The sequence below is a fragment of the Micromonospora sp. NPDC050417 genome (genome assembly GCF_044458865.1).
Lineage (GTDB): Bacteria > Actinomycetota > Actinomycetes > Mycobacteriales > Micromonosporaceae > Micromonospora_G.
In genome coordinates this window covers 140,899-167,158 of sequence record NZ_JBITIH010000018.1, presented here as the reverse complement: position 1 = coordinate 167,158, position 26,260 = coordinate 140,899, and the positions used below count along the sequence as shown (strand labels likewise).

General features: G+C 70.4%; 24 protein-coding genes and 2 pseudogenes. 13 read left to right on the top strand and 13 right to left on the bottom strand.

Features of this window, described 5'->3' with window-relative positions:
• On the top strand, positions 1-457 hold a 457-nt coding region (locus ACIBF5_RS23285), incomplete at its 5' end, for a LacI family DNA-binding transcriptional regulator (protein ID WP_396814911.1).
• Positions 458-593: 136 nt separating this feature from the next.
• Positions 594-884, top strand: a complete 291-nt coding sequence (locus tag ACIBF5_RS23280; RefSeq protein WP_396814909.1) for a DUF1540 domain-containing protein — start codon at positions 594-596, stop codon at positions 882-884.
• A 27-nt stretch (positions 885-911) separates the two neighbouring features.
• Here ACIBF5_RS23280 and ACIBF5_RS23275 read toward each other — a convergent pair whose 3' ends face one another.
• The 4 genes from ACIBF5_RS23275 to ACIBF5_RS23260 all read right to left on the bottom strand — a co-directional run bounded on the left by ACIBF5_RS23275 (position 912) and on the right by ACIBF5_RS23260 (position 7,088).
• Complete coding sequence (locus tag ACIBF5_RS23275) at positions 912-1,529, bottom strand: hypothetical protein (protein WP_396814907.1); 618 nt, start codon at positions 1,527-1,529, stop codon at positions 912-914.
• 81 nt (positions 1,530-1,610) lie between these two features.
• A complete protein-coding gene (gene hrpA, locus ACIBF5_RS23270) occupies positions 1,611-5,843 on the bottom strand; it encodes an ATP-dependent RNA helicase HrpA (RefSeq protein WP_396814905.1) in 4,233 nt (1,410 codons plus the stop codon).
• 121 nt (positions 5,844-5,964) lie between these two features.
• Positions 5,965-6,525, bottom strand: coding sequence for a histidine phosphatase family protein (locus ACIBF5_RS23265; protein ID WP_396814903.1), 561 nt, complete (start codon positions 6,523-6,525; stop codon positions 5,965-5,967).
• A 206-nt stretch (positions 6,526-6,731) separates the two neighbouring features.
• Positions 6,732-7,088 carry a YciI family protein gene (locus ACIBF5_RS23260; RefSeq protein WP_396814902.1) on the bottom strand — a complete coding sequence of 119 codons (357 nt, stop codon included), beginning with the start codon at positions 7,086-7,088 and terminating at the stop codon, positions 6,732-6,734.
• A 114-nt stretch (positions 7,089-7,202) separates the two neighbouring features.
• On the opposite strand from ACIBF5_RS23260, the gene ACIBF5_RS23255 reads away from it, so the two are divergent.
• The 4 genes from ACIBF5_RS23255 (at position 7,203) to ACIBF5_RS23240 (ending at position 11,267) form a co-directional block, all read left to right on the top strand.
• Positions 7,203-8,246, top strand: a complete 1,044-nt coding sequence (locus tag ACIBF5_RS23255) for a FecCD family ABC transporter permease (protein WP_396814900.1) — start codon at positions 7,203-7,205, stop codon at positions 8,244-8,246.
• Positions 8,243-9,403 (top strand): FecCD family ABC transporter permease, encoded by a 1,161-nt coding sequence (locus tag ACIBF5_RS23250; RefSeq protein WP_396814898.1) that lies wholly within the window; start codon positions 8,243-8,245, stop codon positions 9,401-9,403. The genes ACIBF5_RS23255 and ACIBF5_RS23250 overlap by 4 nt, the downstream gene beginning before the upstream one ends.
• Positions 9,403-10,230: an ABC transporter ATP-binding protein gene (locus ACIBF5_RS23245; RefSeq protein ID WP_396814896.1), complete on the top strand. Its 828-nt coding sequence runs from the start codon at positions 9,403-9,405 to the stop codon at positions 10,228-10,230. Before ACIBF5_RS23250 ends, ACIBF5_RS23245 begins: the two co-directional genes overlap by 1 nt.
• A gap of 92 nt (positions 10,231-10,322) precedes the next feature.
• Positions 10,323-11,267, top strand: coding sequence for an ABC transporter substrate-binding protein (locus ACIBF5_RS23240; RefSeq protein WP_396814894.1), 945 nt, complete (start codon positions 10,323-10,325; stop codon positions 11,265-11,267).
• Positions 11,268-11,422: 155 nt separating this feature from the next.
• Here ACIBF5_RS23240 and ACIBF5_RS23235 read toward each other — a convergent pair whose 3' ends face one another.
• Both ACIBF5_RS23235 and ACIBF5_RS23230 read right to left on the bottom strand, forming a co-directional pair.
• Positions 11,423-12,049 carry a LysE family translocator gene (locus ACIBF5_RS23235; RefSeq protein ID WP_396814892.1) on the bottom strand — a complete coding sequence of 209 codons (627 nt, stop codon included), beginning with the start codon at positions 12,047-12,049 and terminating at the stop codon, positions 11,423-11,425.
• Positions 12,050-12,195: 146 nt separating this feature from the next.
• Positions 12,196-12,816, bottom strand: coding sequence for a hypothetical protein (locus tag ACIBF5_RS23230; protein WP_396814935.1), 621 nt, complete (start codon positions 12,814-12,816; stop codon positions 12,196-12,198).
• 755 nt (positions 12,817-13,571) lie between these two features.
• On the opposite strand from ACIBF5_RS23230, the gene ACIBF5_RS23225 reads away from it, so the two are divergent.
• Positions 13,572-14,315, top strand: coding sequence for an SDR family NAD(P)-dependent oxidoreductase (locus tag ACIBF5_RS23225; protein WP_396814890.1), 744 nt, complete (start codon positions 13,572-13,574; stop codon positions 14,313-14,315).
• 15 nt (positions 14,316-14,330) lie between these two features.
• Positions 14,331-15,035 carry a class I SAM-dependent methyltransferase gene (locus ACIBF5_RS23220; protein ID WP_396814888.1) on the top strand — a complete coding sequence of 235 codons (705 nt, stop codon included), beginning with the start codon at positions 14,331-14,333 and terminating at the stop codon, positions 15,033-15,035.
• Positions 15,036-15,102: 67 nt separating this feature from the next.
• On the opposite strand, the gene ACIBF5_RS23215 is transcribed toward ACIBF5_RS23220, so the two are convergent.
• Positions 15,103-17,607 (bottom strand): DEAD/DEAH box helicase, encoded by a 2,505-nt coding sequence (locus tag ACIBF5_RS23215; protein ID WP_396814886.1) that lies wholly within the window; start codon positions 17,605-17,607, stop codon positions 15,103-15,105.
• Between the two features lie 115 nt (positions 17,608-17,722).
• On the bottom strand, positions 17,723-18,442 hold the full coding sequence (gene trmB / locus ACIBF5_RS23210) for a tRNA (guanosine(46)-N7)-methyltransferase TrmB (RefSeq protein ID WP_396814884.1): 720 nt from the start codon (positions 18,440-18,442) through the stop codon (positions 17,723-17,725).
• A 162-nt stretch (positions 18,443-18,604) separates the two neighbouring features.
• On the opposite strand from trmB, the gene ACIBF5_RS23205 reads away from it, so the two are divergent.
• Together ACIBF5_RS23205 and ACIBF5_RS23200 are read left to right on the top strand one after the other, a co-directional pair.
• A complete protein-coding gene (locus tag ACIBF5_RS23205) occupies positions 18,605-19,126 on the top strand; it encodes a hypothetical protein (RefSeq protein ID WP_396814882.1) in 522 nt (173 codons plus the stop codon).
• A gap of 362 nt (positions 19,127-19,488) precedes the next feature.
• The gene (locus tag ACIBF5_RS23200) at positions 19,489-20,091 is read left to right on the top strand and encodes a class F sortase (protein ID WP_396814933.1); all 603 of its coding nucleotides are present in this window, start codon (positions 19,489-19,491) and stop codon (positions 20,089-20,091) included.
• Positions 20,092-20,199: 108 nt separating this feature from the next.
• Here the strand turns inward: ACIBF5_RS23200 and ACIBF5_RS23195 are convergent, their stop codons facing one another.
• Entirely contained in the window at positions 20,200-20,532 is a 333-nt protein-coding gene (locus ACIBF5_RS23195; protein ID WP_396814880.1) for an antibiotic biosynthesis monooxygenase family protein, read from the bottom strand.
• Between the two features lie 152 nt (positions 20,533-20,684).
• Here ACIBF5_RS23195 and ACIBF5_RS23190 point away from each other — a divergent pair, with 152 nt between their 5' ends.
• Complete coding sequence (locus ACIBF5_RS23190) at positions 20,685-21,086, top strand: hypothetical protein (RefSeq protein ID WP_396814878.1); 402 nt, start codon at positions 20,685-20,687, stop codon at positions 21,084-21,086.
• A 113-nt stretch (positions 21,087-21,199) separates the two neighbouring features.
• On the opposite strand, the gene ACIBF5_RS23185 is transcribed toward ACIBF5_RS23190, so the two are convergent.
• Positions 21,200-22,195 (bottom strand): DUF1152 domain-containing protein, encoded by a 996-nt coding sequence (locus ACIBF5_RS23185; protein WP_396814876.1) that lies wholly within the window; start codon positions 22,193-22,195, stop codon positions 21,200-21,202.
• Positions 22,196-22,360: 165 nt separating this feature from the next.
• On the opposite strand from ACIBF5_RS23185, the gene ACIBF5_RS23180 reads away from it, so the two are divergent.
• Positions 22,361-22,621, top strand: coding sequence for a maleylpyruvate isomerase N-terminal domain-containing protein (locus tag ACIBF5_RS23180; protein WP_396814874.1), 261 nt, complete (start codon positions 22,361-22,363; stop codon positions 22,619-22,621).
• A gap of 95 nt (positions 22,622-22,716) precedes the next feature.
• Positions 22,717-23,103, top strand: a pseudogene (locus ACIBF5_RS23175) (hypothetical protein); the annotation flags it as partial.
• A 49-nt stretch (positions 23,104-23,152) separates the two neighbouring features.
• Here ACIBF5_RS23175 and ACIBF5_RS23170 read toward each other — a convergent pair.
• The 3 genes and pseudogenes from ACIBF5_RS23170 to ACIBF5_RS23160 all read right to left on the bottom strand — a co-directional run.
• A pseudogene (locus ACIBF5_RS23170) lies at positions 23,153-23,323 on the bottom strand (NAD(P)-dependent oxidoreductase); the annotation flags it as partial.
• A gap of 30 nt (positions 23,324-23,353) precedes the next feature.
• Positions 23,354-25,279, bottom strand: coding sequence for a S9 family peptidase (locus ACIBF5_RS23165; protein WP_396814872.1), 1,926 nt, complete (start codon positions 25,277-25,279; stop codon positions 23,354-23,356).
• Between the two features lie 95 nt (positions 25,280-25,374).
• On the bottom strand, positions 25,375-26,187 hold the full coding sequence (locus ACIBF5_RS23160) for an exodeoxyribonuclease III (protein ID WP_396814870.1): 813 nt from the start codon (positions 26,185-26,187) through the stop codon (positions 25,375-25,377).
• Positions 26,188-26,260 lie beyond the last annotated feature (73 nt).

The following is a 26,260-nucleotide window of genomic DNA, read 5'->3' as shown; positions in this document are numbered from 1 at the left end:
CGCCGGCCCCAAACACCTCACCACCACCACCGACCGCCTCACCGGCCTCCGCCACGCCGCCCGCGACCACGGCCACAAACTCCCCACCCGCCACATCGCCTACGCCAACTTCGACCGCGACAGCGGCGCCACCGCCACCGCCCACCTCCTCGACACCCAACCCCACCTCACCGCCATCGCCGCCCTCAACGACACCATGGCCATCGGCGCCCTCGCCCTCCTCCGCACCCGAGGCATCAAAGTCCCCGAACAGATCAGCGTCACCGGCTTCGACGACATGCCCATCGCCCGCGACGTCACCCCCACCCTCACCACCGTCCGCCTCCCCCTCGCCGAAATGGGCGCCCGCGCCATGACCCTCGCCCTCCAGACACCGGGTGTGCATCAGGTCGAACAGGTGCCGGCGGAACTCATCCGGCGGCAGAGCGCCACCGTGGCGTCCCGTGTCGTCGTCTGACGGAGGGGGTGGGTTCAGCGGGCGAAGGAAAGGCAATCCTTATTGGCTGGGGCGAATTTATCCGGGTGACAGCCGAGGAATCAGCAACGCCGGTCCGGGTACCACCACGGTGGAAGAAAAGAGGGGGGAGAAGCACATGACCCAGATGCTGGAAATGCCGCGCGTACGGGACTGCACCGTCACCGACTGCGGCTACAACCATGACGGATGCCGTGCCTTTGCCATCACCATCGGCGTCGGCAACTCCCAGTGCGACACGTTCATCGGCACCGCGCGCAAGGGCGGAATCGAGGAGGTGACCGCGCAGGTGGGCGCCTGCAAACGTTCGGAGTGCCGGTACAACCAGGGGCTGGAGTGCCACGCCTCGGCGATCACCGTCGCGCCTGGCCTCGACGCCGCCGACTGCCAGACCTTCCAACTGGCCTGAGTTCGGTGTCCGGGCGTCGACCACGCGTCAGGCGCCCGGCTCACCCGACGTGGGCGACACCGCCTCCTCCGGCTCGATCGCCTGCCGCCGTCGACCCCGCAGGTACGGTGCGACCGCGTTTCCCAGACTCAGCGCGACCAGCAGCCCGGCCGCCCACCAGTAGCCGGAGCCCGGCGGAAAGCTGAGGTACGGCGGGTGGTCGTCGTACTGCCCCGCCAATCGTCGTGAGACGAGCAGCAGGCCGATCGTCAGCGCCCCGATCGTGCCGGTCGCGGCGACGGAGGAGATCAGTCGCCGGGTTTCGGGGCGGCCGACCAGCCCGCCCAGCACCCCGACCAGGATGCCGACCAAGGCGACCATCAGGGCGGGTTGGCGGGGCACGAACAGGCCCTCGTCGGGGTCCGGCAGCGGAGCCGCCTCCAGCCGCCCGAACTCCTCGCCGCGCAGCACGACCCGCGTTCCGTCGTAGTCGTCGAAAGCCAGCCGGTACTCGCCCCGGGCGCCGCCGAGAAGGTCCAGGCCGGACCAGGTCTGGTCGAGCCTCACCCGATCGGCCTGGACCGTCACCGTCGCGAACGGCAGCAGGAAGGTCAGCCCCACCAGGCCGAACAGCAGTGGACTCAGCAGCGTCCGAAGCAGAGCCATGGCCGCCTCCCGGGGGTCCGATGGCCTTGAGCATCAACCACCAGCGTCACCGTTCGGTAGCGATCGGATGTCGGTAAACCCTCAGCGTCCCTCGGCCAGGTCCATCGCCCGGTAGATCCGCTGTTCCGAGACCGGGTACGGGGTGCCGAGCGCCTGGGCGAAGATGTTGACCCGCAACTCCTCGATCAGCCACCGGATCTGCCGTACCGCGTCGTCGCCGCGACGGGCCGGAGGGAGGTTCGCCAGCATCTGGTCGTACTCCTGTTGCACCTGGACGATCCGGGCCAACTGGGTCCGGTCCCGGGCCGGGTCCTGCGGCAGCCGGTCCAGCCGCCGCTCGATCGCGGTCAGGTAGCGGGGTACGTCGGCGAGGCGGGCGTACCCGGTCTCGGTGACAAAGCCCCGGTGCACCAACGCGGAGAGCTGTGCCCGGATGTCGGCGAGCGCGGCCACCAGGGTCAGACTGGTGGTACGCCCCAACCGCTGCTCCACGGCGTACGCCGCGCTCAGCACCCGCTGTACCCGGGCGACCACCTCGACCACCGTGTCGACCAGGTGCGCCCGGACATGGTCCCGCAGCGCGGCGAAGCCGTCGGCGTCCCAGGCCGGCCCACCGGCATCGGCGATCAGCTTGTCGATGGCGGCACCCGCCGCGTCGTCCAGCAGGTCGATCACGTTGCGGTGCGGGTTGCGGCTGAGCGCCAGCTTCGCCTCGTTGCTCAGTCGACCCTGGAGGAACTTCACCGGCGAGGCGACGGTGAGCCGCAACAGTTTGCGGGTCCCCGCCCACATCGCCTGCTGCTGCTCCGATTCGGACTCGAAGACCCGTACGCCGACGCTCTCGCCCTCGTCGACCAGGGCCGGGTAGGCGGTGACCCGGTAACCACCCCGGACCCGTTCCAGGGTGCGGGGCAGGGCGTCGATGCTCCACTCCCGCAGCCCGTGCCGTTCCAGCTCGGGGGCGGCGGCGGCCACCGTCTGGCGTACCTCGGTCTTGAGCTGACGTTGCAGCGCGGTCAGGTCCCGTCCCTGCGCGACCGGCTTGTTCTCCTCGTCCAGCACCCGGAAGTTGAGCCGTAGGTGGGCCGGGAGCTTGTCCAGATCCCACGACTCGCGGGGCACGGTCACCCCGGTCATCCGGCGCAGCTCCCGGGTGAGGGCGTCGATCAGCGGTTCCGGGCCGGGTGTGACGTTGGCGAGTACGGCCCGCGCGTAGTCGGGCACCGGTACGAAGTTGCGGCGTACGGCCTTCGGTAGTGACCGGATCAGTGCGATCACCACCTCCTCCCGCAGCCCCGGCACCTGCCAGTCGAAGCTTTCCGCCGGCACCTGGTTCAGCATCGGCAGGGGGATGTCGACGGTCACGCCGTCGGTGTTCGTCCCCGGTTCGAACCGGTACGTGAGTGGCAGTGCCAGCCCTTCGGAATGCCACGAGTCCGGGTAGTCGGACTCCGCGACCCCGCCGCGACCGGCGTTGATCAGCATCGTCCGGTCGAAGGTGAGCAGGTCCGGCTGGTCCCGCCGGGTTCGCTTCCACCAGGTGTCGAAGTGCCGCCCGGAGACGACCTCGGCCGGGATGCGCTGCTGGTAGAAGTCGAACAGGGTCTCGTCGTCGACCAGGATGTCCCGCCGCCGTACCCGGTTCTCCAACTCCTCGACCTCGTCGAGGAGTTCCCGGTTGGCGTGGAAGAACCGGTGCGGGGTTTGCCAGTCGCCCTCCACCAGGGCGTGTCGGATGAAGAGTTCCCGGGACAGCTCCGGGTCGATCCGGCCGAAGTTGACCTTGCGATTGGTGACCAGCGGGATGCCGTACAGGGTGACCTTCTCCTGGGCGACCACGGCGGCCTGCCGCTTCTCCCAGTGCGGTTCGCTGTAGGTGCGCTTCACCAGGTGCCCGGCGAGCGCCTCGACCCACTCCGGCTCCACCTTCGCCACCACCCGGCCCCAGAGCCGGGAGGTCTCCACCAGTTCCGCCGCCATCACCCAGAGCGGAGGACGGCGGGACAGGGCGGAGCCGGGGAAGATCGCGAACTTGGCGCCCCGGGCACCGAGAAACTCGCTGCCGCGCCCGCCGCCGCGCGACGACGACCCCTTGGCCGAGCCTTGCAGGTCCTTGACCCCGACGTGGGAGAGGAGCCCGGCCAGCAACGACTGGTGGATCCGCCGGGCATCCACCGCCGGCTCACCGTCGGCCACCGGCGCCACGTCCGGCGTGGGCGCCACGTCCGGGGTCGGCGCTTCCACGGCGGCCGGGCGGCCCGGTGCGTCGGCGCGACGCTCGGGTCGGCCGCGGGTCGGGCGCTGTCCGCGCGGGTTGCCGCCGTCGAGGGTACGGGCCACCTGCCGGAGTTGGCTGAAGATGTCCTGCCACTCGCGTACCCGTAGGTAGTTGAGGAACTCGGCCTTGCACATCCGACGGAACGCGCTCGACGAGAGTTCAGTCTGCTGTTCGCGCAGGTAACGCCAGAGGTTGAGCAGGGTGATGAAGTCCGACTCCGGGTCGGCGAACCGTGCGTGTGCCTGGTCTGCCTGGGCCTGCTTCTCGACCGGCCGTTCGCGCGGGTCCTGGATGGAGAGCGCGGCAGCGATGACCATGACATCGCTGGCGCAGCCGTTGGTCTCGCCCTCCAGCACCATTCGGGCCAGGCGCGGGTCGACCGGTAGCTGGGCCAGCTTGCGGCCGAGTGGGGTGAGCCGGCGGTTCAGGTCGGTCTGGGTCGGATCGAGCGCACCCAGTTCGTGCAGCAGGTTGACGCCGTCGGCGATGTTGCGCCGGTCCGGTGGGTCGATGAACGGGAACGCGGCGATGTCGCCGAGCCCGATCGAGGTCATCTGGAGGATGACCGAGGCGAGGTTCGTCCGGAGGATCTCCGGCTCGGTGAACTCGGGCCGGCTGAGGAAGTCCGACTCGTCGTAGAGCCGGATGCAGATACCGTCCGAGGTACGCCCGCAGCGGCCCTTGCGCTGGTTCGCCGAGGCTTGCGAGACCGGTTCGATCGGCAGCCGTTGGACCTTGAGCCGGTGGCTGTAGCGGGAGATCCTGGCCGTACCGGGGTCGATCACGTACTTGATGCCGGGGACGGTCAGTGAGGTCTCGGCCACGTTCGTGGCGAGCACGACCCGCCGGTTGGCGTGTGACTGGAAGACCCGGTGCTGTTCGGCGGTGGAGAGCCGGGCGTAGAGCGGCAGGATCTCGGTGCCGCGCAGCCTTGGTTTCTGCTGGACGAGTCGGGAGAGCGCGTCGGCGGTGTCGCGGATCTCCCGCTCGCCGCTGAGGAAGACCAGGATGTCGCCCGGCCCCTCGGCGGCGAGTTCCTCGACCGCGTCGCCGATCGCCTGGATCTGGTCCCGTACGTTGTCGCCGTCGTCGGTCTCCTCGGTCTCGTCGGCGACCTCGACCAGTGGCCGGTAGCGGACCTCGACCGGGTAGGTGCGCCCGGAGACCTCCACCACCGGCGGGCCGGCGACCCGTTCCGGCCCACCGTCGGGTGTGGCCGTCCCGTTTGCCTCCAGTTCGGCGGTCCCGTTTGCCTCCGGCTCGGGGGCCGGTTCGCCGATCACTCCCGCCGCCAGCCCGCCGAAGTGCCGGGCGAAGCGGTGCGGGTCGATGGTGGCCGAGGTAATGATCACCTTGAGGTCGGGGCGGCGGGGCAGTAGCTGCCGGAGATAACCGAGGATGAAGTCGATGTTGAGGCTGCGCTCGTGCGCCTCGTCGATGATCAGCGTGTCGTACTGGTGCAGCATCCGGTCCTGCTGGAGTTCGGCGAGCAGGATGCCGTCGGTCATCAGCTTGATCAGGGTCTGGTCACCGACCTGGTCGGTGAAGCGCACCTTGTAGCCGACCGCGCCGCCGAGTTCGGTGCCGAGTTCCTCCGCGATCCGGTCGGCGACCGTACGGGCGGCGAGCCGCCGGGGCTGGGTGTGCCCGATCAGCCCCTGTACGCCGCGCCCCAGCTCCAGACAGATCTTCGGCAACTGGGTGGTCTTGCCGGAGCCGGTCTCACCCGCGACGATCACCACCTGGTGGTCCCGAATCGCCGCCGCGATGTCGTCCCGCTTCTCGCTCACCGGCAGACCAGCCGGGTAGGTGATCACCGGTACACCGGCACGGCGCCGGGCCAGCCGCTCCTGTGCCGCCGTCAGGTCGGCGGTGATCTCCTCGGCGGCCTGCTCGCGCTTGCGGGGGTCACGGATCTTGCGGACGCCGTCGAGCCGGCGCTGGATCCGGCGCTGGTCACGGAAGATCAGTTCGGGCAGGCGGGCCTGCGCCTCGCGGATCGGATCGGGCAGCGCGGGGGCGGATGGTGTTTGCATATCGTCGCCAAGGATAGGCAGCCCCGCGGGGAAGCGCCCGGGGTTATCCGCCGGTTCCCGCACGAGCCCCGCTGGGCGGGCCCGGAGCGCTCCTGCCGACCCGGGCCGGCGGGTCGTCGGCTCAGGCGGCGGCGTCCGGCCAGCCGGAGGGGAGGGCGTACGAGCGCTCCTGCCGCCAGTCCGTCTCCGTCGCCATCACTTCCGTCAGCACCTGGCCGTTGAGCAGGTGTTCCAGCGCCCAGCCGGTGGTCGGATGGGCGACCAGCAGCACGCGGTGCCCGTCCCACGCGGCGGCCAGGTCGACCAGGAAGCCGGCCGTCTGATCGACCACCTGCCGGAAGCTCTGCCCGTTCGGGAACGGCTTGTCGAGGTGCCGGGGTCGGCGCGCGGCGATCTCGGTCAGTGGCGCGCCGTTGAGGTCGCCGAAGTCACACTCGCGCAGTCGGGTGTCCCGGTGGATCGGGATCCGGTACGCGCCGAAGGCCAGTTGCACGGTCTCCACCGCCCGGAACAGGTCGGAGCAGAAGATCGCGGAGAGCCGGTTGCCCCGGTGGCGTTCGCCGAGTTCCCGGGCGCACCGCCGGCCGTACGCGGAAAGCTCGCCGGGCAGCCAGCCGGTCGCCAGGCCGGCCTCGTCGTCGGTGGTGATCGGGTGCGTGCCGTAGATGATGTCGACCCCCATGCGGCCAGCCTGCCGGACCGTGGGGCGCGGTGCGCGGCGCTCCGCCGATCAGGCAGCCGGCGGTGGAGGGTGCCGGCGGACGGGCGCCGGCGGTGCCGTGTCGTCGCCCGTCCGCCCGTGGTGCGGAGTCGGGTGGTCGGCGGTCAGCAGGGGGATTCGGAGAAGACCAGGTAGCCGGTGCGGATCGGGGTCAGGTCGGGCTGGGGTCAAGCCGGGCCGGGGTCAAGCAACGACGGCGGTAGCGACACGCCCTCGAAACGAACATTTCCCGCCGGGACGGCCCAGGTTGCCACCTCGACCGAGAGGAGACCCGCGCTCACCGCCGGATCGTTGTCGTAGAGCCGGACGGCAACCTCTGGTGCGGTTACGAACACGCAGAGTTCACCCTCGTTCGTACGGTCCGGGCGGACCAGTGGCCCGGCCGCGATGACGTGACCCTGCTCGACCAGACCCGCCTGATGCGCGAGGTGGGCCGCCCACAGGCGGTCCACGGCGGCGGCCGGCAGTTCCGGCGGCTGTGCCGGGCGGCGCACCAGGGCGACGGTGTGGTGTTCGAGCTCCATCTCTCCAGGCTAGGTGCACCGGGGGCCCTGACGGTGAGATCGGTCATCTCTTACTAGGCCGAGAGCGGGTCAGATCCTAAGGTAAGGCGATCCTAAGCAGGGAGGTGAGAGCAGGTGCACGATGTCGTGACACCACCGAGGGCGGCGGCGACCCCGTCCGGCCGGTCCGGGCTGTCCCGGCTCACGGTCGTCGTCGGCGCACTGGTCCTGCTCGGCCTGCTGCTCCTCGCCAGCCTGGCGCTCGGCAGCAAGCCTCTCGCGCCCGCGCAGGTGTGGCACGCGCTGGTCGCCCCGGACGGCGGCGAGGCCAGCACCATCGTCAACGACCTGCGGGTGCCGCGTACGCTCCTCGGGCTCGTCGTCGGCGCGGCGCTGGCCGTCGCGGGCGTGCTGCTCCAGGCCCTCACCCGCAACCCGCTCGCCGAGCCCCGCATCCTCGGCGTCAGCGCCGGCGCCTCGCTCGGCGTCGTCACCGCCATCGCCGCCTTCGGTGTCACCACCCTGACCGGGTACGTCTGGTTCGGCATCCTCGGCGCCCTGCTCGCCGGGGTGCTCGTGTTCGGCATCGCCAGCCGCACCCGCGAAGGCGCCAGCCCGGTCACCCTCGCCCTCATCGGCGCCGCCATGGATGCCAGCTTCGGGGCGGTCACGATCGGCCTGCTCACCGTCGACTCGTACACCTTCGAGGAGTACCGGTTCTGGGTGGTCGGCGGGCTCACCGGCCGGGGCGCGGGCATTCCCGCCCAGGTCGCCCCGTTCGTCCTCGTTGGCCTGCTGCTCGCCGCGATGGTCGCCCGGGGCCTCGACGCGCTCGCCCTCGGCGACGATGTCGCCCGAGGGCTGGGTAACCGGGTCGGGCTGATCCGGATCGGTGGGGGAGCGGCGGCCGTACTTCTCACCGGTGCCGGTGTCGCCGCCGCCGGGCCGATCGCCTTCGTCGGGCTCGCCGTGCCGCACCTGGCCCGCGCCCTGGTCGGCGCCGACCAACGCTGGACGCTCGCGGTCTCCGTGCTGCTCGGGCCCGCGCTGCTGCTCGGCGCGGACATCGTCGGCCGGCTGATCACGCCCGGCGAGGTTCCCGCCGGCATCATCACCGCGCTGCTCGGCGCGCCCCTGCTCGCCTTCCTGGTCCGTCGCGCCCGGGTGGTGACCGCATGAGCGCCCGCACCACCCCGACGACCTCCGGCGGCGACCCCACGGCTACCGCCACCGGCACCCCCGGGCCAGTCCGGCCCGGTTCCGCCCGGCTCCATGCCATCGACCCCCTCCTGTTGCCCGGCCGCCTCCTGCTGCACGCCGGCCGGATCCGCCTGCTCGTCCGGCGGCGTTCCATCCTGGTCGCGGCCGTGCTCCTGATCCTGCTCGCCGGGGCGATGGTGCTGAGCCTCTCCCTCGGTACGCCCTACGTCGCCCCGGTCGACGTGCTGCACTCGCTGCGCAACCTCGGCGCACCGGACGGCGCCGGTACGCCGTACGACCTGGTGGTGAACAAGCTCCGGCTGCCCCGGGTGGTGCTCGCGGTGGCCGTCGGAGCGGCCTTCGGCATCGCCGGCACCCTGATCCAGAGCGTCGCCCGTAACCCGCTCGCCAGTCCCGACGTCATCGGCATCACCCAGGGCGCCGGTCTGGTCGCCACCGTCGCACTGACCACCGGTGCCTCGGCCGCGATCCTCGCCCCGTCCGCGCTCGTCGGTGGACTGCTCGCGGCGGCGGCGGTCTTCGTCCTCGGCGCCCGGCACGGGCTGGCCGCACAACGCTTCGTCCTGGCCGGCGTCGCGGTCGCCATCGCGCTGCGCGCGGTGACCGAGGTGGTCATGCTCTCGGCGGACCCGATCGACGGGCAGCGGGCGCAGATCTGGCTGGTCGGCACCCTCGCCGGAAAGGGCTGGACCGAGGCAGGGTGGATCGCGCTCACGCTGCTGGTGCTGCTGCCGGCGCTGCTCTGGGCCGGCTGGGCACTGCACAGCAGCGCGCTGGACGACGACACCGCCCGAGGGCTCGGGCTGCGCCCCACCGCCCGGCGGGTCGGCCTGGCCGGCGTCGGGGTTCTGGTCGCCGCGATGGTGACCGCGCAGGTCGGGGCGGTGGACTTCGTCGCCCTGGTCGCCCCGCAGGTGGCCCGGCGGCTGGTCCGCTCCGAGCGGCCCCCACTGCTCTGCGCCGCCCTCGTCGGGGCCCTGCTGGTGGTCCTCGCCGACCTCGCCGGCCGGCGACTGTTCGCCCCGACGCAACTGCCCGCGGGCGTACTCACCGCCGCCATCGGCGGGCCGTACCTGCTCTTCCTGCTCGTTCGTGGCCGCCGGAGGAATCCCTGATGCTCTCCACCCGTGAACTCGTCGCCGGGTACGACGAGCGGACCGTGCTCGACCGGCTCGATCTCGACCTGCCCGCCAACGCCTTCACCGTCATCGTCGGGCCGAACGCGTGCGGCAAGTCCACCCTGCTGCGCACCATGGCCCGGCTGCTCACCCCGCGCGCCGGCACCGTCCTGCTGGACGGCGCCGCGATCCGTGACCTGCCGACCCGGGAGGTGGCCCGGCGGCTCGGCGTGCTGCCGCAGAGCCCACTCGTGCCGGAGGGGGTCACCGTCGCCGACCTGGTCGGCCGGGGCCGGCAACCGCACCAGAGCTGGTGGCGCCAGTGGTCGACGCAGGACGCCGAGGCGGTACGCGAGGCGATGCGCCTGGCCGCGGTCGACGAGCTGGCCGACCGGCCGGTGGACACCCTCTCCGGTGGTCAGCGGCAGCGGGTCTGGATCGCGATGACGCTGGCCCAGCAGACCGAGGCGCTGTTGCTCGACGAGCCGACCACCTTCCTCGACCTGGCCCACCAGGTGGAGGTACTGGACCTGCTGCACCAGCTCCGGGTCGAGCGCGGGCGGACCGTGGTCGCGGTTCTGCACGACCTCAACCAGGCCGCCCGGTACGCCGACCACCTGGTCGCGATGCGGGCCGGTGCGGTCGTCGCCGCCGGCGCGCCACGGGAGATCCTCACGGCGGAGCTGGTCCGTGAGGTCTTCGGGCTCGACTGCGTGGTCGTGCCGTGCCCGGTGAGCGGGGCGCCGCTGGTCGTACCCGCGCTCACCACACCGTCCCTGGCCGCTACCGCGACCGCCGCCCCGGCGATCGCCGCCCCGGCCTGACCGCAGGGCGCGTGAGCGCCTGTTCCCTGACCGTCAACTCCGTACGCACTGATGTCGCACGATCTCCCTGAATCGATTTGAAAGGAACTTCCATGCGCCGTTCCGCCGCTACCCTCGCCGCGGTCGTCGCCCTCGGTGTCGGCCTGACCGGATGCGCCAAGAGCGACCCGGTGGCCGGTACCGACGAGGCACAGACGCACCCGGTCGTGCACGCGATGGGCACCACCCAGGTCCCGGTCCACCCGCAGCGGGTCGTGGTCCTCGACACCGACAAGATCGACAGCGCGCTGTCGCTGGGCATCGTGCCCGTCGGTGCCGCCACCGCCGGTGAGTCCGAGGGGCTGCCGACGTACCTCGGTGACAAGGTCTCCTCGATCAAGACCGTCGGCCTGCTCACCGAGCCCGACCTTGAGGCGATCACCGCGCTCAAGCCCGACCTGATCATGGGCAGCAAGTTCCGCCAGGAGAAGTTCTACGACGAGCTGAGCGCGATCGCCCCGACCGTCTTCACGGAGAAGGTGGGCATCACCTGGAAGGACAACTTCCTCCTCGACGGTGAGGCCCTTGGCAAGGCGCAGGAGGCCAAGGACCTGCTGGCCGGCTACGAGACGCGGGCCAAGGAGGTCGGCACCAAGATCGGTGACCCGGCGGCGAAGAAGATCTCGATCGTCCGGTTCCGGGCAACCGAGATCCGGGTGTACGGCCCGGAGTCGTTCTCCGGCATCGTGATGGGTGACGTCGGCCTCGGCCGTCCCGAGCGGCAGCTCCTGGCCGACAAGGACGACAAGCGGTTCGACAAGGTCAGCCCGGAGCGGATGGGCGAGGTCGACGGCGACGTCATCTTCGTCTGCGCGTTCGGCGAGAAGGCCGTCGCGCAGCAGGCCCAGGTGACCGCCGGCAACCTCTGGAAGAACCTCTCCGCGGTGAAGGCCGGCAAGGCGTACACCGTCGAGGACGAGACCTGGATGACCGGCATCGGAGTCACCGCGGCCGGCAAGATCCTGGACGACGTGCAGAAGTACCTGATCGCCGCCTGATCGCCGCGCCGCACCCCGCCGGGGGTGCGTTTCGGCAACTCTCCGCGCCACGGCCACGACGACCATCGTCGGCCGTGGCGCGGAGGTGTTTCCGGCGTTCCTGCCGGCGTGCTGATGTGTTCCGGCGCTCCGGGCGCGGTGTGCGCCGGGACGGTCTACTCGGTGACGAGTCGCAGGCCGAGGGCGATGAGTACGGCTCCGGAGAACTGGGTCAGCCGGCGACGGACCACGGAACGGTCGAAGAGACTCCTCGCCCGACCGATGAACCAGATGACCCCGCTGAACCAGAGCGCGTCCATCACCGCCCAGAGCACTGCCAACAGGACCACGGTCGGCAGTACGGGCAGCCCACCGGGTACGAACTGCGGCAGGAACGACATGGCGAACACGGCGGCCTTGGGGTTGGTCAGGTTGGCGATCAGTCCGGTGCGGTAGGACCGCCAGCCGCTCGACCGGCCCGGGGCGGGGCCGGTGGGCGGGGCGAAGGTGGACTCTCCCCGTCGTACGGAGCGGAACGCCTGGACGCCGAGCCAGATGAGTACGCCCGCGCCGACGATCCGCATCGTGTCGTACGCCAACTGTGAGGCGGTGACGAGAGCGGTCAGTCCGCAGGCGGCGGCGATCCCCCAGATCACCAGGGCGGTCTCGTTGCCGAGCATCGTCATGAAGGCGGACCGGCGGCCGTCCCCGACCGCCTGGCGGAAGATCACGGCCGCTCCCGGACCGGGAACCATGGCGAGCAGCAGGCAGGTTCCGAGAAACACCGCCAAGGTATTGATCACACAGTCACTGTAGGAACTCTCCGTAACAACGCAGGGGTGGTGTGATTTCCGACGCGGGGCCAACTGCAAGAAAGTGGCCCTCCGGCGGCGGAGGGCCACTTTCTCGGCGGGTGATGCCGGAGGGCGATCAGATGGTGGGGGAGGGGTCAGGAGGCGGTGGACCAGATGGTGCTGAACGCGGCGGCCTCACCGGCGAGCCAACGCTCGACCTGGTCGGCGCGGACGGCCGGATCGCGGCGGTGGGTGACGCCCCGGCGCAGGTCGACCAGGACCGGTTCGGCGTGCGGCAGCACCTGCTCCATGTGCCGGGCCATCAGGTGCAGCGTGGCGAGCACCAGTTCGTCGCTCGGCGGTGCCTCGTCGAAGTGCAACCGGACCGCCTCCGCGTGGCCGTCGGCGTGCCGCAGTCCGAACTGCGGGTTGATCTTCACCGGTAACCCGCCGAGCATCGCGAGCGCGTCGTGGGTCTGCGCCAGGTCGATCGAGCGCGGGTCGCCGAGTGACTCAAGGTAGCTCAGCGCGCCCGGAACCAGGGTCTGGTAGAGGGGGCGCCAGCGGGGCTTGACCAGGTCGGGCACCTGGCGGAGGTGGGTGCCCCCGGTGTGGAACGCCAGGTCGGCCTTGAGCGCCTTGACGAACTGGCCGTGCGGGTTGAAGCCGGAGCGGCTGGCCCGCTGCTTGCGCAGCCCGCCGACGAAGTTCGCCTTCGCAGGCCCGGTCCGGTCGACGTAGCGGGAGAAGGCGAGCAGGGTGGCGTAGGGCAGCACGGGAGCGGTCGTTGCAGGGGCGGCGGGCTGGGTGGCGGCGGCGGGCGCGGTGGTGGCGAGCGACGTGCTGGACGCGGGCGCAGTCACGGCTGTCCTCCCAGGTCAGGAGCCGGATTAGTACACCCATTCTAATCGATCGGCGGCTCTGTGCCCAGCCGAAAACGGACGTACCGGCTGTCGCGTCCGAGCGAACTTTGCGAGCTCCCGGGTACGTCTGCGAGTGATCTTGCGAGCCGTCCGGAACAGCTTGCGAGTCACCCTGTCCCGTCCGGACGAACTTGGCACCGCCCGGCTGTAGTTCGCACCGCACCCGTCCGGATTGACTTGGTATCTACACGGGGCCGCGCTGTTGCTCATTGCCCCGTGGCTTCCGCTCGCTGTCCACCCCCGGAGCACTCCTCGGGCGGGGCGTAGGCGCGAATGGTGCCGTTGTGCCGCGCAACTCTTCCGTCAGCGGTGAGGGCTACGAGGCGTTTACAGACGGGGCACCGGCCCCGCTGGTGCTGCGAGCGCTGAGTCACCCTGCCTCCCCGGGTCGGTCGTTGCACGTCTTCGTTTTCATCCGCCGAGCCATGCCATCCATCGTCGCCGATCGAGGCTCGGAAGCGTGCTGACCACGGAAGGTGCCATGGAGCCAGCGGTGGCACCGCTCGGATGTGGGTGGCTCCTGGTTTCGGTACGGTGTCGAGTACTGGGCATTGCCACGGGGGAGAACACCGCTCGAACCTGAGCAGCCAGCAGGAGGCCGTGCTGCCATGCACACTCGACCGTCTTTTGTGGTGACCGGCGGCGCCCAGGGCGTCGGTCGGGCCATTACCGAACGCCTGGCAGACGACGGGTACGTCGTCGTCCTTGACGTCACCGGCCAGCTCGACTGGGAGCACGAACGGACCATGCTGGTCACCGGCGACGCCCGCGAGCCGGACGCGGCGCGACGAGCGGCCGTGACCGCAGAGGCCGCCGGACCGCTTATCGGATGGGTCAACAACGCCGCGATCTTCCGTGACGCCGGGCTCGGTGGTGCCTCGGCGGCCCAGATCCTGGACCTCATCACCGCGAACCTGGCCCTGGCTCTGACCGGCTGCCACACCGCGGTCAACCACTTCCTGCTACATCAGCGGGCCGGTGCCATCGTCAACGTCTCCTCCCACCAGGCCCAGCGCCCCGTCCGTGGTGCCCTGCCCTACGCCACCGCGAAGGCAGCGGTCGAGGGGCTGACCCGCGCGGTGGCGGTCGACCATGGGCCCGCCGGGATCCGCACCAATGCGGTCGCGCTCGGCTCGATCACCACCGCGCGGTTCGAGCAGTACCGGGTCGAGCATCCCGAGGTGGGCCTCCAGATGGCGGTCCTGCACCCGCTGGGCAGGGTCGGCACCCCGATCGAGGTCGCGGAGACCGTCGCCTTCCTGCTGTCGCCCGCTGCGGGATTCATCAACGGCGTCGTCCTTCCGGTTGACGGCGGACGAGCAGTCAACGGGCCCGACCCCGAGGGCACCTGACGGCACACTGGTCACATGACGGATGTACGGACGACGCGAGTCCGCGCCACACGCAGCCGGCTCGTACGAGAGGGACCGGCGTGGACGCGGGGCCCCGAGCGGGACTTCGAGATGGTCAGCCTGCCCGAACGGGACTGCGACCTGCTTCGCGACCTGTTGGTCTCGGAAGGCGTCCGGACGGTCGTGGAGGTCGGGCTCGCGTACGGCAGCTCTGCCCTTGCCGTCGGGGAAGCCCTGCTGACCGTCGGCTCACCGCACCCACGACACGTCGTGATCGACCCGTTCCAGCAGCAGGCTTTCGCCAATGTCGGCTGGGACCTGCTCCGCTCTGCCGGGCTGGACTCGATCACCAGCCTCGTGGCCGCTCCCTCGTCGATCGCGCTGGCGGAACTTGTCACCGAGGGCCTGGTCGCCGACGCGGCTTTCGTGGACGGCAGCCACCGGTTCCACGAGGTCTTCGTCGATCTCTACTACCTCCGCAAGATCGTCCGGCCGGGTGGCCTGGTCGTGCTCGACGACGACTGGACGCCGTCGGTGCGGACCGCGGTGCGTTACTACGAGCGCAACCTCGGCTGGACAGTGCTTCCGGACGCCTTCGCCGACGGAACCCTGCGGACCCTCGGCGGCGACCCCGCCGCCGAGTCCGTGCCTCGGTGCAGGGCGGTGAGACTGCCCGCCCAGACGGTCGAGCCGCCGTTCGAGGAGTTCCACCCGTTCTGAACGGCGTGCCCGGCGGTGGCAGGGGCGGCCCTGCCGCGCCCCTGCCAGCCCCGGCGGCCCAGAGCGGCTAGTGCGGGCCCACCTCGGTGACCCGGATGACCGCCGCGCCCGCCTCGTCCGAGGCGGCCAGGTCGACCTCCGCGCTGATTCCCCAGTCGTGGTCGCCGTTCGGGTCGTCGAAGATCTGCCGGACGGTCCAACGGTCCCGCTGCTGGTCGATCATCAGCAGCGCCGGACCCCGGGCCTCGGGACCGGTGCCGATGTCGTCGTACGACTCGAAGTACGGCTCCAGCGCGTCCGCCCAGTCGTCGGCGTTCCAGCCACCATTCTCGGCGTCCAGCTCGCCCAACTCGTCGTAGCGGCGCAGTGCGGCCAGTTCCACCCGCCGGAACATCGCGTTGCGGACCAGTACCCGGAACGCGCGCAGGTTGCCGGTGACCGCTGGCGGACGCAGGTCGATCACCGCCTCGGCGCCCTCCTCGGTCGGGTTGCGCAGCCGTTCCCACTCGTCGATGAGGCTGGAGTCGACCTGGCGGACCAACTCGCCCAACCACTCGATGAGGTCCACCAACTCCTCGGTCTTGGCGTCCTCGGGCACGGTCTGCTTGACCGCCTTGTACGCGTCCGCCAGGTAGCGCAGCACCAGCCCTTCGGAGCGGGACAGCCCGTAGAAGGAGACGTACTCGACGAAGGTCATCGCGCGCTCGTACATGTCGCGGACCACGGACTTCGGTGCGAGCTGGTGATCGGCGACCCACGGGTGGCCCTGCCGGTACATCTCGTACGCGGCGTCGAGCAGTTCGACCAGGGGCTTCGGGTGGGTGACCTCGTTGAGCAACTCCATCCGGGCTTCGTACTCGATGCCGTCGGCCTTCATCTGCGCGACCGCCTCGCCGCGCGCCTTGAACTGCTGGGCGGAGAGGATCTGGCGCGGGTCGTCCAGCGTGGACTCGATGACCGAGAGCGCGTCCAGCGGGTACGTTGGCGACTCCGTGTCCAGCAGCTCGATCGCGGCCAGCGCGAACGGCGACAGCGGCTGGTTGAGCGCGAAGTCGAACTGGAGGTCGACGGTGAGTCGGACCCGTCGCCCGGACGCGTCCGGCTCGTCGAGCTGCTCGACCACGCCACCGGCGAGCAGCGCCCGGTAGATCGCGATCGCCCGGTGGATGTGCTTGCGCTGGGCGGCCCGGTCCTCGTGGTTGTCGGTGAGCAGGTGCCGCATCGCGGCGAACGCGTCACCGGGGCGGCTGATCACGTTGAGCAGCATCGAGTGGCTGACCATGAAGCTGGAGGTGAGGGTCTCCGGCTCGGCCTCGATCAACCGCTCGTACGTCGGCTGGCCCCAGCCGATCGAGCCCTCCGGTGGCTTCTTGCGGACGACCTTGCGTCGCTTCTTCGGGTCGTCGCCCGCCTTGGCCAGGGCCTTCTCGTTCTCGATCACGTGCTCGGGAGCCTGCACCACGACCCGGCCGATGGTGTCGAATCCGGCCCGCCCGGCCCGTCCGGCGATCTGGTGGAACTCGCGCGCCTTGAGTAGCCGGGTGCGTACGCCGTCGTACTTCGACAGGGCGGTGAAGAGCACGGTCCGGATCGGTACGTTGATCCCGACGCCGAGCGTGTCCGTACCGCAGATGACCTTGAGCAGACCGGCCTGGGCGAGTGTCTCCACCAGGCGGCGGTACTTCGGCAGCATGCCGGCGTGGTGTACGCCGATGCCGTGTCGGACCAGCCGGGAGAGCGTACGCCCGAAGCCGGCGGTGAAGCGGAAGTTGCCGATCGCGGCGGCGATGGCGTCCTTCTCGGCCCGGGTGGAGACGTTGATGCTCATCAGCGACTGGGCGCGTTCCAGCGCGGCGGCCTGGGTGAAGTGCACGACGTAGACCGGTGCCTGGTGGGTGGTGAGCAGCTCTTCGAGCGTCTCGTGCAGCGGCGTGGTCACGTACGAGAAGAGCAGTGGCACCGGCCGTTCGGCGTTCTTCACGACGGCGGTGGCGCGCCCGGTACGTCGGGTCAGGTCATCGGTGAACCGGCTGACATCGCCCAGCGTGGCCGACATCAGCACGAACTGCGCCTGCGGCAGTTCGATCAGCGGCACCTGCCATGCCCAGCCCCGGTCGGGTTCGGCGTAGAAGTGGAACTCGTCCATGATCACCAGGCCGACGTCGGCCTGGTCGCCGTCGCGCAGCGCGATGTTCGCCAGGATCTCCGCGGTGCAGCAGATGATCGGGGCGTCCTCGTTGACGCTCGCGTCACCGGTCAGCATTCCCACGTTCTCGGCGCCGAAGATGTCGCAGAGGGCGAAGAACTTCTCCGACACCAGGGCCTTGATCGGGGCGGTGTAGAAGCTGACCCGGTCGTCGGCGAGGGCGGCGAAGTGCGCGCCGGTCGCCACCAGGCTCTTACCCGAGCCGGTGGGGGTGCTCAGGATGACGTTGGCGCCCGAGACGATCTCGATCAGCGCCTCTTCCTGGTGGGGGTAGAGGGTGAGCCCCTGATCCTTGGCCCAGTTGGCGAAGGCGTCGAAGAGCAGGTCTGGGTCGGCGCTGCCCGGCAGCTGATCGGTGAGCGTCATGGCCGGTCAATCGTGCCTGGATCATGCCGCCAACGCCAATCCGAGGTACGGGCAACCCGGTCCGGCCGCCGGGGCACCCGGTCAGCGGCGGCACAGGATCAGCGGCGGCACCCGGTCAGCGGCGGCGGAAAATCAGGTCGTGGATGGGGCGGCCGGCGGCGAGAGCACGCCGTTCAAACTTCGTCACCGGCCGGTGTTCGGGTCGAGGAGCGTACCCCGCAACCGTGTTGACCAGCAGCGGGTCGTCGGTGAGCGTCTCAAGCATCTGCTGGGCGTACTCGGACCAGTCGGTGGCACAGTGCAGCACCCCACCCGGCGTCAGCCGGGAGCGGAGCAGTTCGACGTGGCTGGGCTGGATCAGTCGGCGCTTGTGGTGCCGGGCCTTCGGCCACGGGTCCGGGAAGAAGACGTGGATCGCGTCGAGGCTCTCCTCGGGCAGGCACCGGAGCAGTTCGAGCGCGTCACCCCGGGCGACCCGTACGTTGGTCAGTTCCCGGCGCTCGGTGACCGCGAGCAGGTTGGCGATTCCCGGAGTGTGCACCTCGACCGCGAGATAGTCTCGGCCAGAGTCGGCGGCGGCCATCGCCACGGTGGCGTCGCCCATTCCGGAGCCGATCTCCAGCACCACCGGGGCCCGGCGACCGAACAGGGTGGCCAGTTCCACCCGCGTCTCGGGCGAGTCCGGTGTCTCGGGGGAGTCCGGTCTCTCGGGCGAGTCCGGGACGACCAGCCCGTAGCTCGGCCAGAGGCGGTCCAGCGCGTCGAGATGCCGTCCGCTGAGTCGGCCCCGGCGGGGATGGAAGGTGCGGATCCCGGTGGGGTGACGTGCGGACATGGCATCGGTCCGGAATTGGTCGGTGGAGGTCACAGGAACGTGAGCCTACGCGATCGGCTGAGTCGAACGCGTGTGCTCGGCGTCACTGAATGAGAGAATTCCTTTCGTACGGCAGGCCAGGTGACGCCCGCCCGGTGCTGCCCGAGGGTGCCGGGAGGGGTCATGAGGTCTTCGGGTCGACGCACTGGCGTCCTGCTCGCCGTCCTTGTCGCGGTCTCCGGTGTTCTCCTCGTCCCGTCTGCGGCGTGGGCCGGGGACATCTACGTCCAGCTCAGCCCGAGCACCGTCGAGGCCGGGCGGGTCGTCGGCATCGAGGCCAGTTGCAGCGACAACACCGAGCCGGCGACGGTCGAGTCGGCCGCTTTCGGCACCGTCACCGTCCAGCCGCAGAATGGTCTGTTGACCGCGGCGGCACTGGTGCCGGAGCGTACCGATTCAGGCCGGTACCGGGTGAAACTCAACTGCCGGGACGGCCGCAACGCCACGACCCAGTTGAACGTGGTGGCGTCCGGCCGACCCAAGCACGGCCCGGCGACCGGCTTCGGCGGTTCGGCCGGCCCGGACGTCGGTGACCTGTTGCTCGGCGGTGGGGTCGCGGTCACGCTGGTCGGCGCCGTACTCGGGCTGATCGCGCTGCGCCGTCGCAACGGTCCGACGCCGGCCGGTGGCCGGCACGCGTCCTGACCGGCACGCCGATGGCCCGCCCGTCCTCCGCCGGCCGCTCCGACGGGGCATCCCGACCCACTCCCGGCCCGAGACGCCCCGCCCCGACTGCGTCCAGGCCGACTTCGCGCCCGACGTCCAGACCACTCTTCCCGCCCGGTCCGCCTGGTTCGCCGGAATGGCCGGGTCCGGAGCGGAGCACGCCCCACTCGACGCCGACCGGCGACAGGCGCCGTCCTGCGGGCGGCACCGGTGCGCGGGCACGCCCGGACCGGGCCCGTGGGACGTCACCGCTGCGTTGGCTCTGGCCGGAACCGAGGAGGTACCCGCCAGCACCCACGCCCCGCCCCGGCCGCCAGACTCCCCGTGGCCGCCGCCGCTGGATCGGGCCGCTCGCGGTCCTGCTCGTGATCCTCGGAGTCTTCGCCACCGGCGCGGGACTCGGCCATTCCGGCAGCAGCCTCTGGGGCACCCTGGCCAGCGGCGCCGACCGGCCCCCGCCGCACGACTTCCCGGTGATGGAGCCGAGCCGACCGATCCGGGTCGAGATCGACTCGATCAGGGTACGGGCGCCGGTGCACCAGGTCGGGCTCGCCGACGACGGTTCGATCGCCGTACCGCCGCTGGAGAAGCACAACGAGACCGGCTGGTACGACCGGGGACCGACCCCGGGACAGTTCGGGCCGGCGATCATCGTCGGGCACGCGGACACCCGGGATGGTCCGTCGGTCTTCCACGACCTGGTCAAACTCCGGCCCGGTGCGCGGATCGAGGTGACCCGGGAGGACCGGTCGGTCGCCATCTTCGAGGTCAACTCGGTCGAGCACTTCGACAAGGCGAAGCTCCCGGAGGAACGTCTCTACGGCTCGTACGAGCGCCCCGGGCTCCGCCTGATCACCTGCGGTGGCGAGTGGGTCGGCGGCAGCATCGGGTACGCGGACAACGTGGTCGCTTTCGCCTCGCTGGTCGACACCCGCGACCCCTGACGGCCATTACCGGTCCGGCAGCGTCCCGGCGTTCGCCAGCACCGACCCTCGCCCCCGAGACGTGGCGCCCCCTCGCCAAGCAGGCGCCACGCCCCCCAACTTGTCGATCTAGTTCGACGAGGATGGGGCGGTGAGTGGCACGACCTCGAACTCCAGCAGGTTCGCGCCGGTGGAGACCGGTTTGGGCTGCTCCCCGGAGGGGGTGCCTCCCCGCCCGTGTGCCTCGCGCGCCGGACCACTGGCCCACGCCTGGTACGCCTCCTCGCTCTCCCACTTCGTGTAGACGAAGTAGCGGGTCTCCCCGCCCACCGGGCGGAGCAACTCGAAGCCGAGGAAGCCCGGCTGGTTGTCCACCGCTCCCTTACGGGCGGCGAAGCGCCGCTCCAGTTCCTCGCCAGCGCCCGGAGGGACCTCGATCGCGTTGATCTTCACGACTGCCATGGCACCAGCCTAGGCCGGGCCCCCCGGACCGGCCGTACGGCCCCACGGCGTGTCCGCCCACCGTGACGCGTGCTGATGACCAGTCTGGTCGAGCGACGGCTGTCCGGCATGGCTCGTCGGCTGGGTTCCGTGCACCATGTGATGATCGTTTTGTGAGCCTTCCTCGGTGGCAGGGCCTGACGCACGTCGAGCAGGCGTTTCTCATCAACGCGTTCGAGATGGACTTGTTGCCCGGTGTGTTCGGCGACCTCGACCGTGCCCAGCCGGAGCCGTCGTTGTCCGAGCTCGCCTCCGTTCTGCTGAGGCTGGTGGACAACGGCTGGATGGAGATGCGCCGCTACGTACGCTGGATTGCCGATGACGGTCGGGAAGGGTTGGCGCACGGCGACCCTGTGCCAAGGGCTGAGCTGGCGGTGGTGCTGGCAGATCCGCTCAGTTGGGAGTACCCGGACGATACGAGTTGGGTTGGTGCGCTGACGCTGGTGGAGACCGAGTCCGGCAGGGCGATCCGTCGGCTGCCGGTCGGCGAGATAGCGTCGCGCGGCATCGCTTAGGTGGGTGGATCAACCGCCTGTAATGGTGCTTGCCTCACGCCACCACCGCACTCAATCGCTGAACGTCTTGACGTCGCCACCCGTGCGTCTGGATCGAGCCACCGTCCGGGCGTTCAGTGGGGAAACGCGCGGGGGATGCGTGCGCTGAGGAGTTCGTCGCGGAACGCTTGGATGCGCGTGGTGACCTGTCGCCTGCCGACGGTGTTCTCGATGCGGTCGAGGTACAGACAGCGGGCGGCGAGTTTGTCGAGGTCGACGGTGAAGTAGATCGCCATCAGCGGGTTGACGAACAGGTCGCCGGCGGCGGTGCGCCGGGTGAACCGGACGTCTCCGAACGCGCCGCTGGTGGCGGCGGCGACCTGTCCTTGGACGATGCTCGGCCGGTCGGGGGTGGAGGCCTGGGCGTCGGCGACGGCGTCGCGGTACAGCACCGCCTCCCGGCTCGCACCAGGTATGGACAGCGCGCCGAGGTAGCCGCTGTCGCGGTCGAGTGCGGCGAGGTTCTCCAGCACCTCGACATGGTTGACACCGTCATAGGCGTCGATACCGAAGCCGAGACAGGTGACCAGTTTCACCGGCGCGTCAAGGCCTGCCACGGCGGCGAGGCTCGTGATGTCCTCCACCGGCGTGCCCAGGTGGCTTTCGTCGCCCCGCAGCAGGATGTCGGTGCCACCGTCGACCAGCACCACCGCATCGATGTCCAGCCGTTCTATCAGGTAACGGTAGGCGTCCCGTAACGGCTGGACACCGAGCGGGGGAAAGGCGTACACCGTCGACGGCAACTCACGAGCCGCCAGCCACCGGGCGAGTGTGCGCTCCGGGAAGTACCAGTCCGTGCTGGTCGAGTCCGGCGAAACCACGGCGACGTGCTCTGCCACCCACGAATCACGGTCCATCAGCTCAAGTTCCGAAAAGGACAGGTTCGCCAGATGCACCTGCACGCCGCTGTTCCACAGCGCGAGGGCTAGCGGCAAGCCCGCGTACACGTCGAACCCGCCGCCAGCACCGGCGATCAGGATGCTCCGGGCCGGAGCCAGAGCGGCAAACAGCGGTGGGGTGGCCAACGAGAACGTATCCGGTTCCACAGGCGGTGCGGCAGGGCTTATCACCGGTCAATGATCAGCTATCGAGGCAACCCACCTCGCCCCGACGTCGTAGACGCAGCCGGTCGTGGCAGCCTGATCGAGTGGATCAGTTAGCATGGCCGGGGTCAGCCGCCGTGGCTGCGACACCCGCCGGTCGGCTGTGAAATCGCTGCCAGGCTGCCGAGTACGGTGATAAAAGCCCGAGTGGCGAAAATTCTGGAGTTCCCCGATCTGTTGCGGCTGATCGACGAACGATTGATCGCCTTCCGCGCTGCGGTCGCCTCCGAGCCCAGCCTCGACGTGCAGGTGCGGAACTGCCCAGAGTGGACACCCTTCGATCTGGTGCAGCACCTGGGCGCGGGGCTCCTGGGCCGCCACCATCACCGCAGGGCCTGCCGCCACCGCCAAGTCCATTTGGGAAGGCATCCCTGCTGCGCCCCGGGAGCGTGAGGCCCTGCTGGCCTGGTCAGCCGAGTTGTTGCGGTAGGCGACGCGCACCTTGCCTGGCAGGCCGAGTTCGACCGGAAGGAAATACCGCCTCGGGCATGCCCACGGGAGAGCGAAACGCTCATCGCACCGCGACTGTAGAGAACGGCGAGTTGTGCGCGGAGCTGCTGCTCAGCCCGTGGGAGCGGAGGTCTTATCTCGCGCTCCGCGCTTGCCGGTCCACTCTCTTGCAGGGGAATGCCGCAGATCTGACGGCAGCGGCCGGCGCGGCCCGGCTGTGGCTGTCCGGGGCCCGGCCGGGGCAGGTCGCGGCAGTGTGGCCGTTCCTGGGCTCGGTGGCCCTCGCCGAGGCACGAGAACGCGGCGATCGCCGGGAGTCGAGCTGGCTGTGGTTGTACGAGAACCACTGCGCGGATCCATTGGGTGCCCGGCTGCGAGCCTTTGTCGCTCTGGCGTTCCATGAGCCACGGCTGCGTATGTTGCGGCCGTACACCAGCCATTGGACTCTCCGCTTCAGCAAGAAGCAGGATTGGCCAGCGGGTGGTCGGCGGGCAGCGGCTCGGGTTCGGTCACGTCCAGGGCAGCGTGCAGCCGGCCCGCGTCGAGCTCGGCGAGCAGCGCCTCGATGTCCACCACCCCCCGTGACACGTTCACCAGCAGGGCGCCGTCGGCCATCCTGTCCAGGAAATCTTTGTTCACCAGGCCGGGTCGCCAAGCTCGGTCACTGCGTCGGGGTCAGCCGAGCCACTGGTCGAACCAGGCACGGGTACGGCGGAGCACGTCGAGTAGGTGGTTGCGTTCGCGGATCGAGTGGTTCTCTCGGGGATACACGACGTACGTGTGCTCGACTCCGAACCTGCGTAGCGCGCGGTGGAAGAACTCCGCCTGTGATACCGGAACGTTCGTGTCGTTCTCGCTGTGCAGGATCAGCACCGGCGTACGGATCTTGGAGGCGTACGAGATCGGGCTGAGCCGGTCGTGGGGGTGTGGTCCTGTTCCTTCCCAGCCGCTGCTGCCGCCGAGGGCGGACTCGAACGGCCCCTCTTCTCCGGTTGCCGCGAGCATTCCCCAGTCGCTGATTCCGGCTCCCATCATGGCGGCCTTGAACCGGTTGGTCTGACCGACCGCCCATGCGGCCATGAACCCGCCGTGGCTCCAGCCGCCGATGCCCAGCCGGTCGGGGTCGGCGACGCCGTCGGCGACGAGCAGGTCGATTCCGGCGCAGATGTCGGTCCACTCGTCGAGGCCGACCGCACCGGCGACGCGTACCGCGAAGTCGTGGCCGTGCCCTTTGCCGCCGCGCGGGTTGGGCAGGAACACGGCGTAGCCCGCGGTCGCCAGCCACTGGCCGCACGGGTCCAAGCCGAGGGCGAGCCGGTCGGCGTGCCGGTGGTACGGGCCACCGTGGACCAGTGTCACCAGTGGGAAGGGCCCGTCCTCGTGGGACCGGCCGGCGGGCAGGATCAGCAGGCCGTCGAGGGCCAGCCCGTCGGATGCCTCGTACGACAGGCGTTGCTGGACACCCCACCGGATGTCGCGGAGTTCGGGCCTGAGGTCGGTCACCCTTGTCAGCGGCCCGCAGGTGGGGCCGGCGTGGACGTTTCCGGGCTCGTAGGACGTGCTGACCACCGCCGCGACGGCGTCACCGTGCCGGTTCGTGGTCAACGACGTCGCGAGGCCGTCGATTCGGGACACCTCGACGAGGTTGGGTCCGGCCGGATCGAGCCGGTGGATCGCGGTATCGAGGCCGTCGGCGACCAGGACCAGCGGCGGACCGGTGTCGACCTGGACCAGGTCGCTCGGGCAACTGGTCGTGCCGGCGGTCAGGTTTCGGTGCTCGCCCGCCGGTCCGCTCACTGGTACGGCGACGTCGAGGACCGCGTGTCCGCCCACCAGAGCCGGCGGGGTCTTCGCGACGTATGCCAGGTGCCAGCCGTCGTCGGCGGACCACCAGGCGAGTGACGAGGCGTCCGCTGCGGCGCGGCCGAGGTCCCGTGTCCTGCCGCTGTCCGGGTCGAGCAGATGGAGACCGGGCTCCACCAGGCCCGGGTCCACGTCGGGGGTCGACCAGGTGAGGACCGCCAGGGTCCCGTCGTCGGGCCGTTGGGCCACCTCGACGACATGGCGATCGCCGAACGCGTCCGGTGTACGGACCTCCCGGCTCCGTACGTCGAGCAGCCGCAGTCGGTCCGGGCGTACGCGTTCGCCCCACACCCGAGCGTCGTCGCGCTCCCTGGACCGACGTTCGTCCTCTGCGGACGGCTCATCGGCGGCGATCACGACGACCAGGTCGGGATCGGTGAGCGGGAGGTGACCTGACACCCCGCTCGACCAGGACGTGACCCTCTCCACCACGCCATCGACGAGCCCGACCCGGTGTACTTGTGCCGTGCCACGCTCGACCCGGTCGGAGAGGAAATAGACCAGCAGCGAGTCCGCTGCCCAGCGCGGCGCCGAATCGCGTGCCTCACCCGAGGTCAGTCGTCGTGGCGACCCGGTTCCGTCGGTGGCGGCGACCCAGAGTTCGCTGACGGGGTGCTCACCGGCCTGCCCGACCGGTGCGACCACGTACGCGACCCACCTGCCGTCCGGCGACAGCGCCAACGCCTGCGGAACACGACCGTCGACCACCAACTCGGCGGTGAGCTGTGTACGGGTCACCGAGGCACAGTATCGAAACGCCTTCGCAGCAGCATGGCCGCAGCGCCTTCCAGGCCCGCCGGCGCATCACGGGTGCAGGGGCGCCCCGTGGCGTCTCAGACCACCGCGACGGCCGGCCCGGTGCCGGTCGCCGCTGGTTCGGTGTCGACCACGATCGGGGCGTGGTCGGACGGGCCGGTCCCCTTGCGGGCTTCACGGTCCACGTACGCCGAGGAGACGCTCTCGGCGAACTCGTCGGTGGCGTACACCAGGTCGATCCGCATGCCCTTGTTCTGGTGGAACATCCCGGCCCGGTAGTCCCAATAGGTGTACGGGTGCGGCCCCTTCATCGGGGTGGGGACCACGTCGTGTAGGCCGAGTGCGCGTAGCTCGGCCAGGGCCTGCCGCTCGGCCGGGGTGACGTGGGTCGAGCCGACGAAGAGCGTCGGGTCCCACACGTCGGCGTCGGTGGGTGCGACGTTGTAGTCCCCGCAGACCGTCAACGGCCGGTCCGGGCGCAGTTCGTCGGCGAGGGCGTCGCGGAGTGCCGCCAGCCAGGAGAGCTTGTACGTGTAGTGCGGCGAGTCCGGGGTGCGCCCGTTCGGCACGTAGATCGACCAGACTCGTACGCCGGCGCAGGTGGCGGCGAGGGAGCGGGCCTCGGGTTCGGGGAAGCCGGGTTCACCGGGGAACCCGACCACCACGTCGTCGAGGCCGACCCGGGAGAGGATTGCCACACCGTTCCACCGGCCGTTGCTGTGGCTGGCCGCCACGTATCCGAGTTCGCCGACCTCGGCCACCGGGAAGGCGCCGTCGGGGCACTTCGTCTCCTGAAGGCAGACGACGTCGGGGCGGGTGTCGTCGAGCCAGGCGAGCAACCGGGGGAGTCGGGCCTTGACTGAGTTGACGTTCCAGGTAGCCAGGCGCATGTGCACAGCCTGCCGCATTCCGGACCGGTGTGCTGGGCACCCGGCCGGTGGTGGGGGTCGCCGCCGGCCGGGT

Bases quoted from the DNA above. Each gene is read 5' to 3' on its own strand.
- ACIBF5_RS23220 (WP_396814888.1), top strand. From the start codon at position 14,331: ATGACGGATGTACGGACGACGCGAGTCCGCGCCACACGCAGCCGGCTC.
- ACIBF5_RS23225 (WP_396814890.1), top strand. From the start codon at position 13,572: ATGCACACTCGACCGTCTTTTGTGGTGACCGGCGGCGCCCAGGGCGTC.
- ACIBF5_RS23245 (WP_396814896.1), top strand. From the start codon at position 9,403: ATGCTCTCCACCCGTGAACTCGTCGCCGGGTACGACGAGCGGACCGTG.
- ACIBF5_RS23275 (WP_396814907.1), bottom strand. From the start codon at position 1,529: ATGGCTCTGCTTCGGACGCTGCTGAGTCCACTGCTGTTCGGCCTGGTG.
- ACIBF5_RS23160 (WP_396814870.1), bottom strand. From the start codon at position 26,187: ATGCGCCTGGCTACCTGGAACGTCAACTCAGTCAAGGCCCGACTCCCC.
- ACIBF5_RS23260 (WP_396814902.1), bottom strand. From the start codon at position 7,088: ATGGAGCTCGAACACCACACCGTCGCCCTGGTGCGCCGCCCGGCACAG.
- ACIBF5_RS23250 (WP_396814898.1), top strand. From the start codon at position 8,243: ATGAGCGCCCGCACCACCCCGACGACCTCCGGCGGCGACCCCACGGCT.
- hrpA (WP_396814905.1), bottom strand. From the start codon at position 5,843: ATGCAAACACCATCCGCCCCCGCGCTGCCCGATCCGATCCGCGAGGCG.
- ACIBF5_RS23265 (WP_396814903.1), bottom strand. From the start codon at position 6,525: ATGGGGGTCGACATCATCTACGGCACGCACCCGATCACCACCGACGAC.
- ACIBF5_RS23215 (WP_396814886.1), bottom strand. From the start codon at position 17,607: ATGACGCTCACCGATCAGCTGCCGGGCAGCGCCGACCCAGACCTGCTC.
- trmB (WP_396814884.1), bottom strand. From the start codon at position 18,442: ATGTCCGCACGTCACCCCACCGGGATCCGCACCTTCCATCCCCGCCGG.
- ACIBF5_RS23280 (WP_396814909.1), top strand. From the start codon at position 594: ATGACCCAGATGCTGGAAATGCCGCGCGTACGGGACTGCACCGTCACC.
- ACIBF5_RS23240 (WP_396814894.1), top strand. From the start codon at position 10,323: ATGCGCCGTTCCGCCGCTACCCTCGCCGCGGTCGTCGCCCTCGGTGTC.
- ACIBF5_RS23195 (WP_396814880.1), bottom strand. From the start codon at position 20,532: ATGGCAGTCGTGAAGATCAACGCGATCGAGGTCCCTCCGGGCGCTGGC.
- ACIBF5_RS23205 (WP_396814882.1), top strand. From the start codon at position 18,605: ATGAGGTCTTCGGGTCGACGCACTGGCGTCCTGCTCGCCGTCCTTGTC.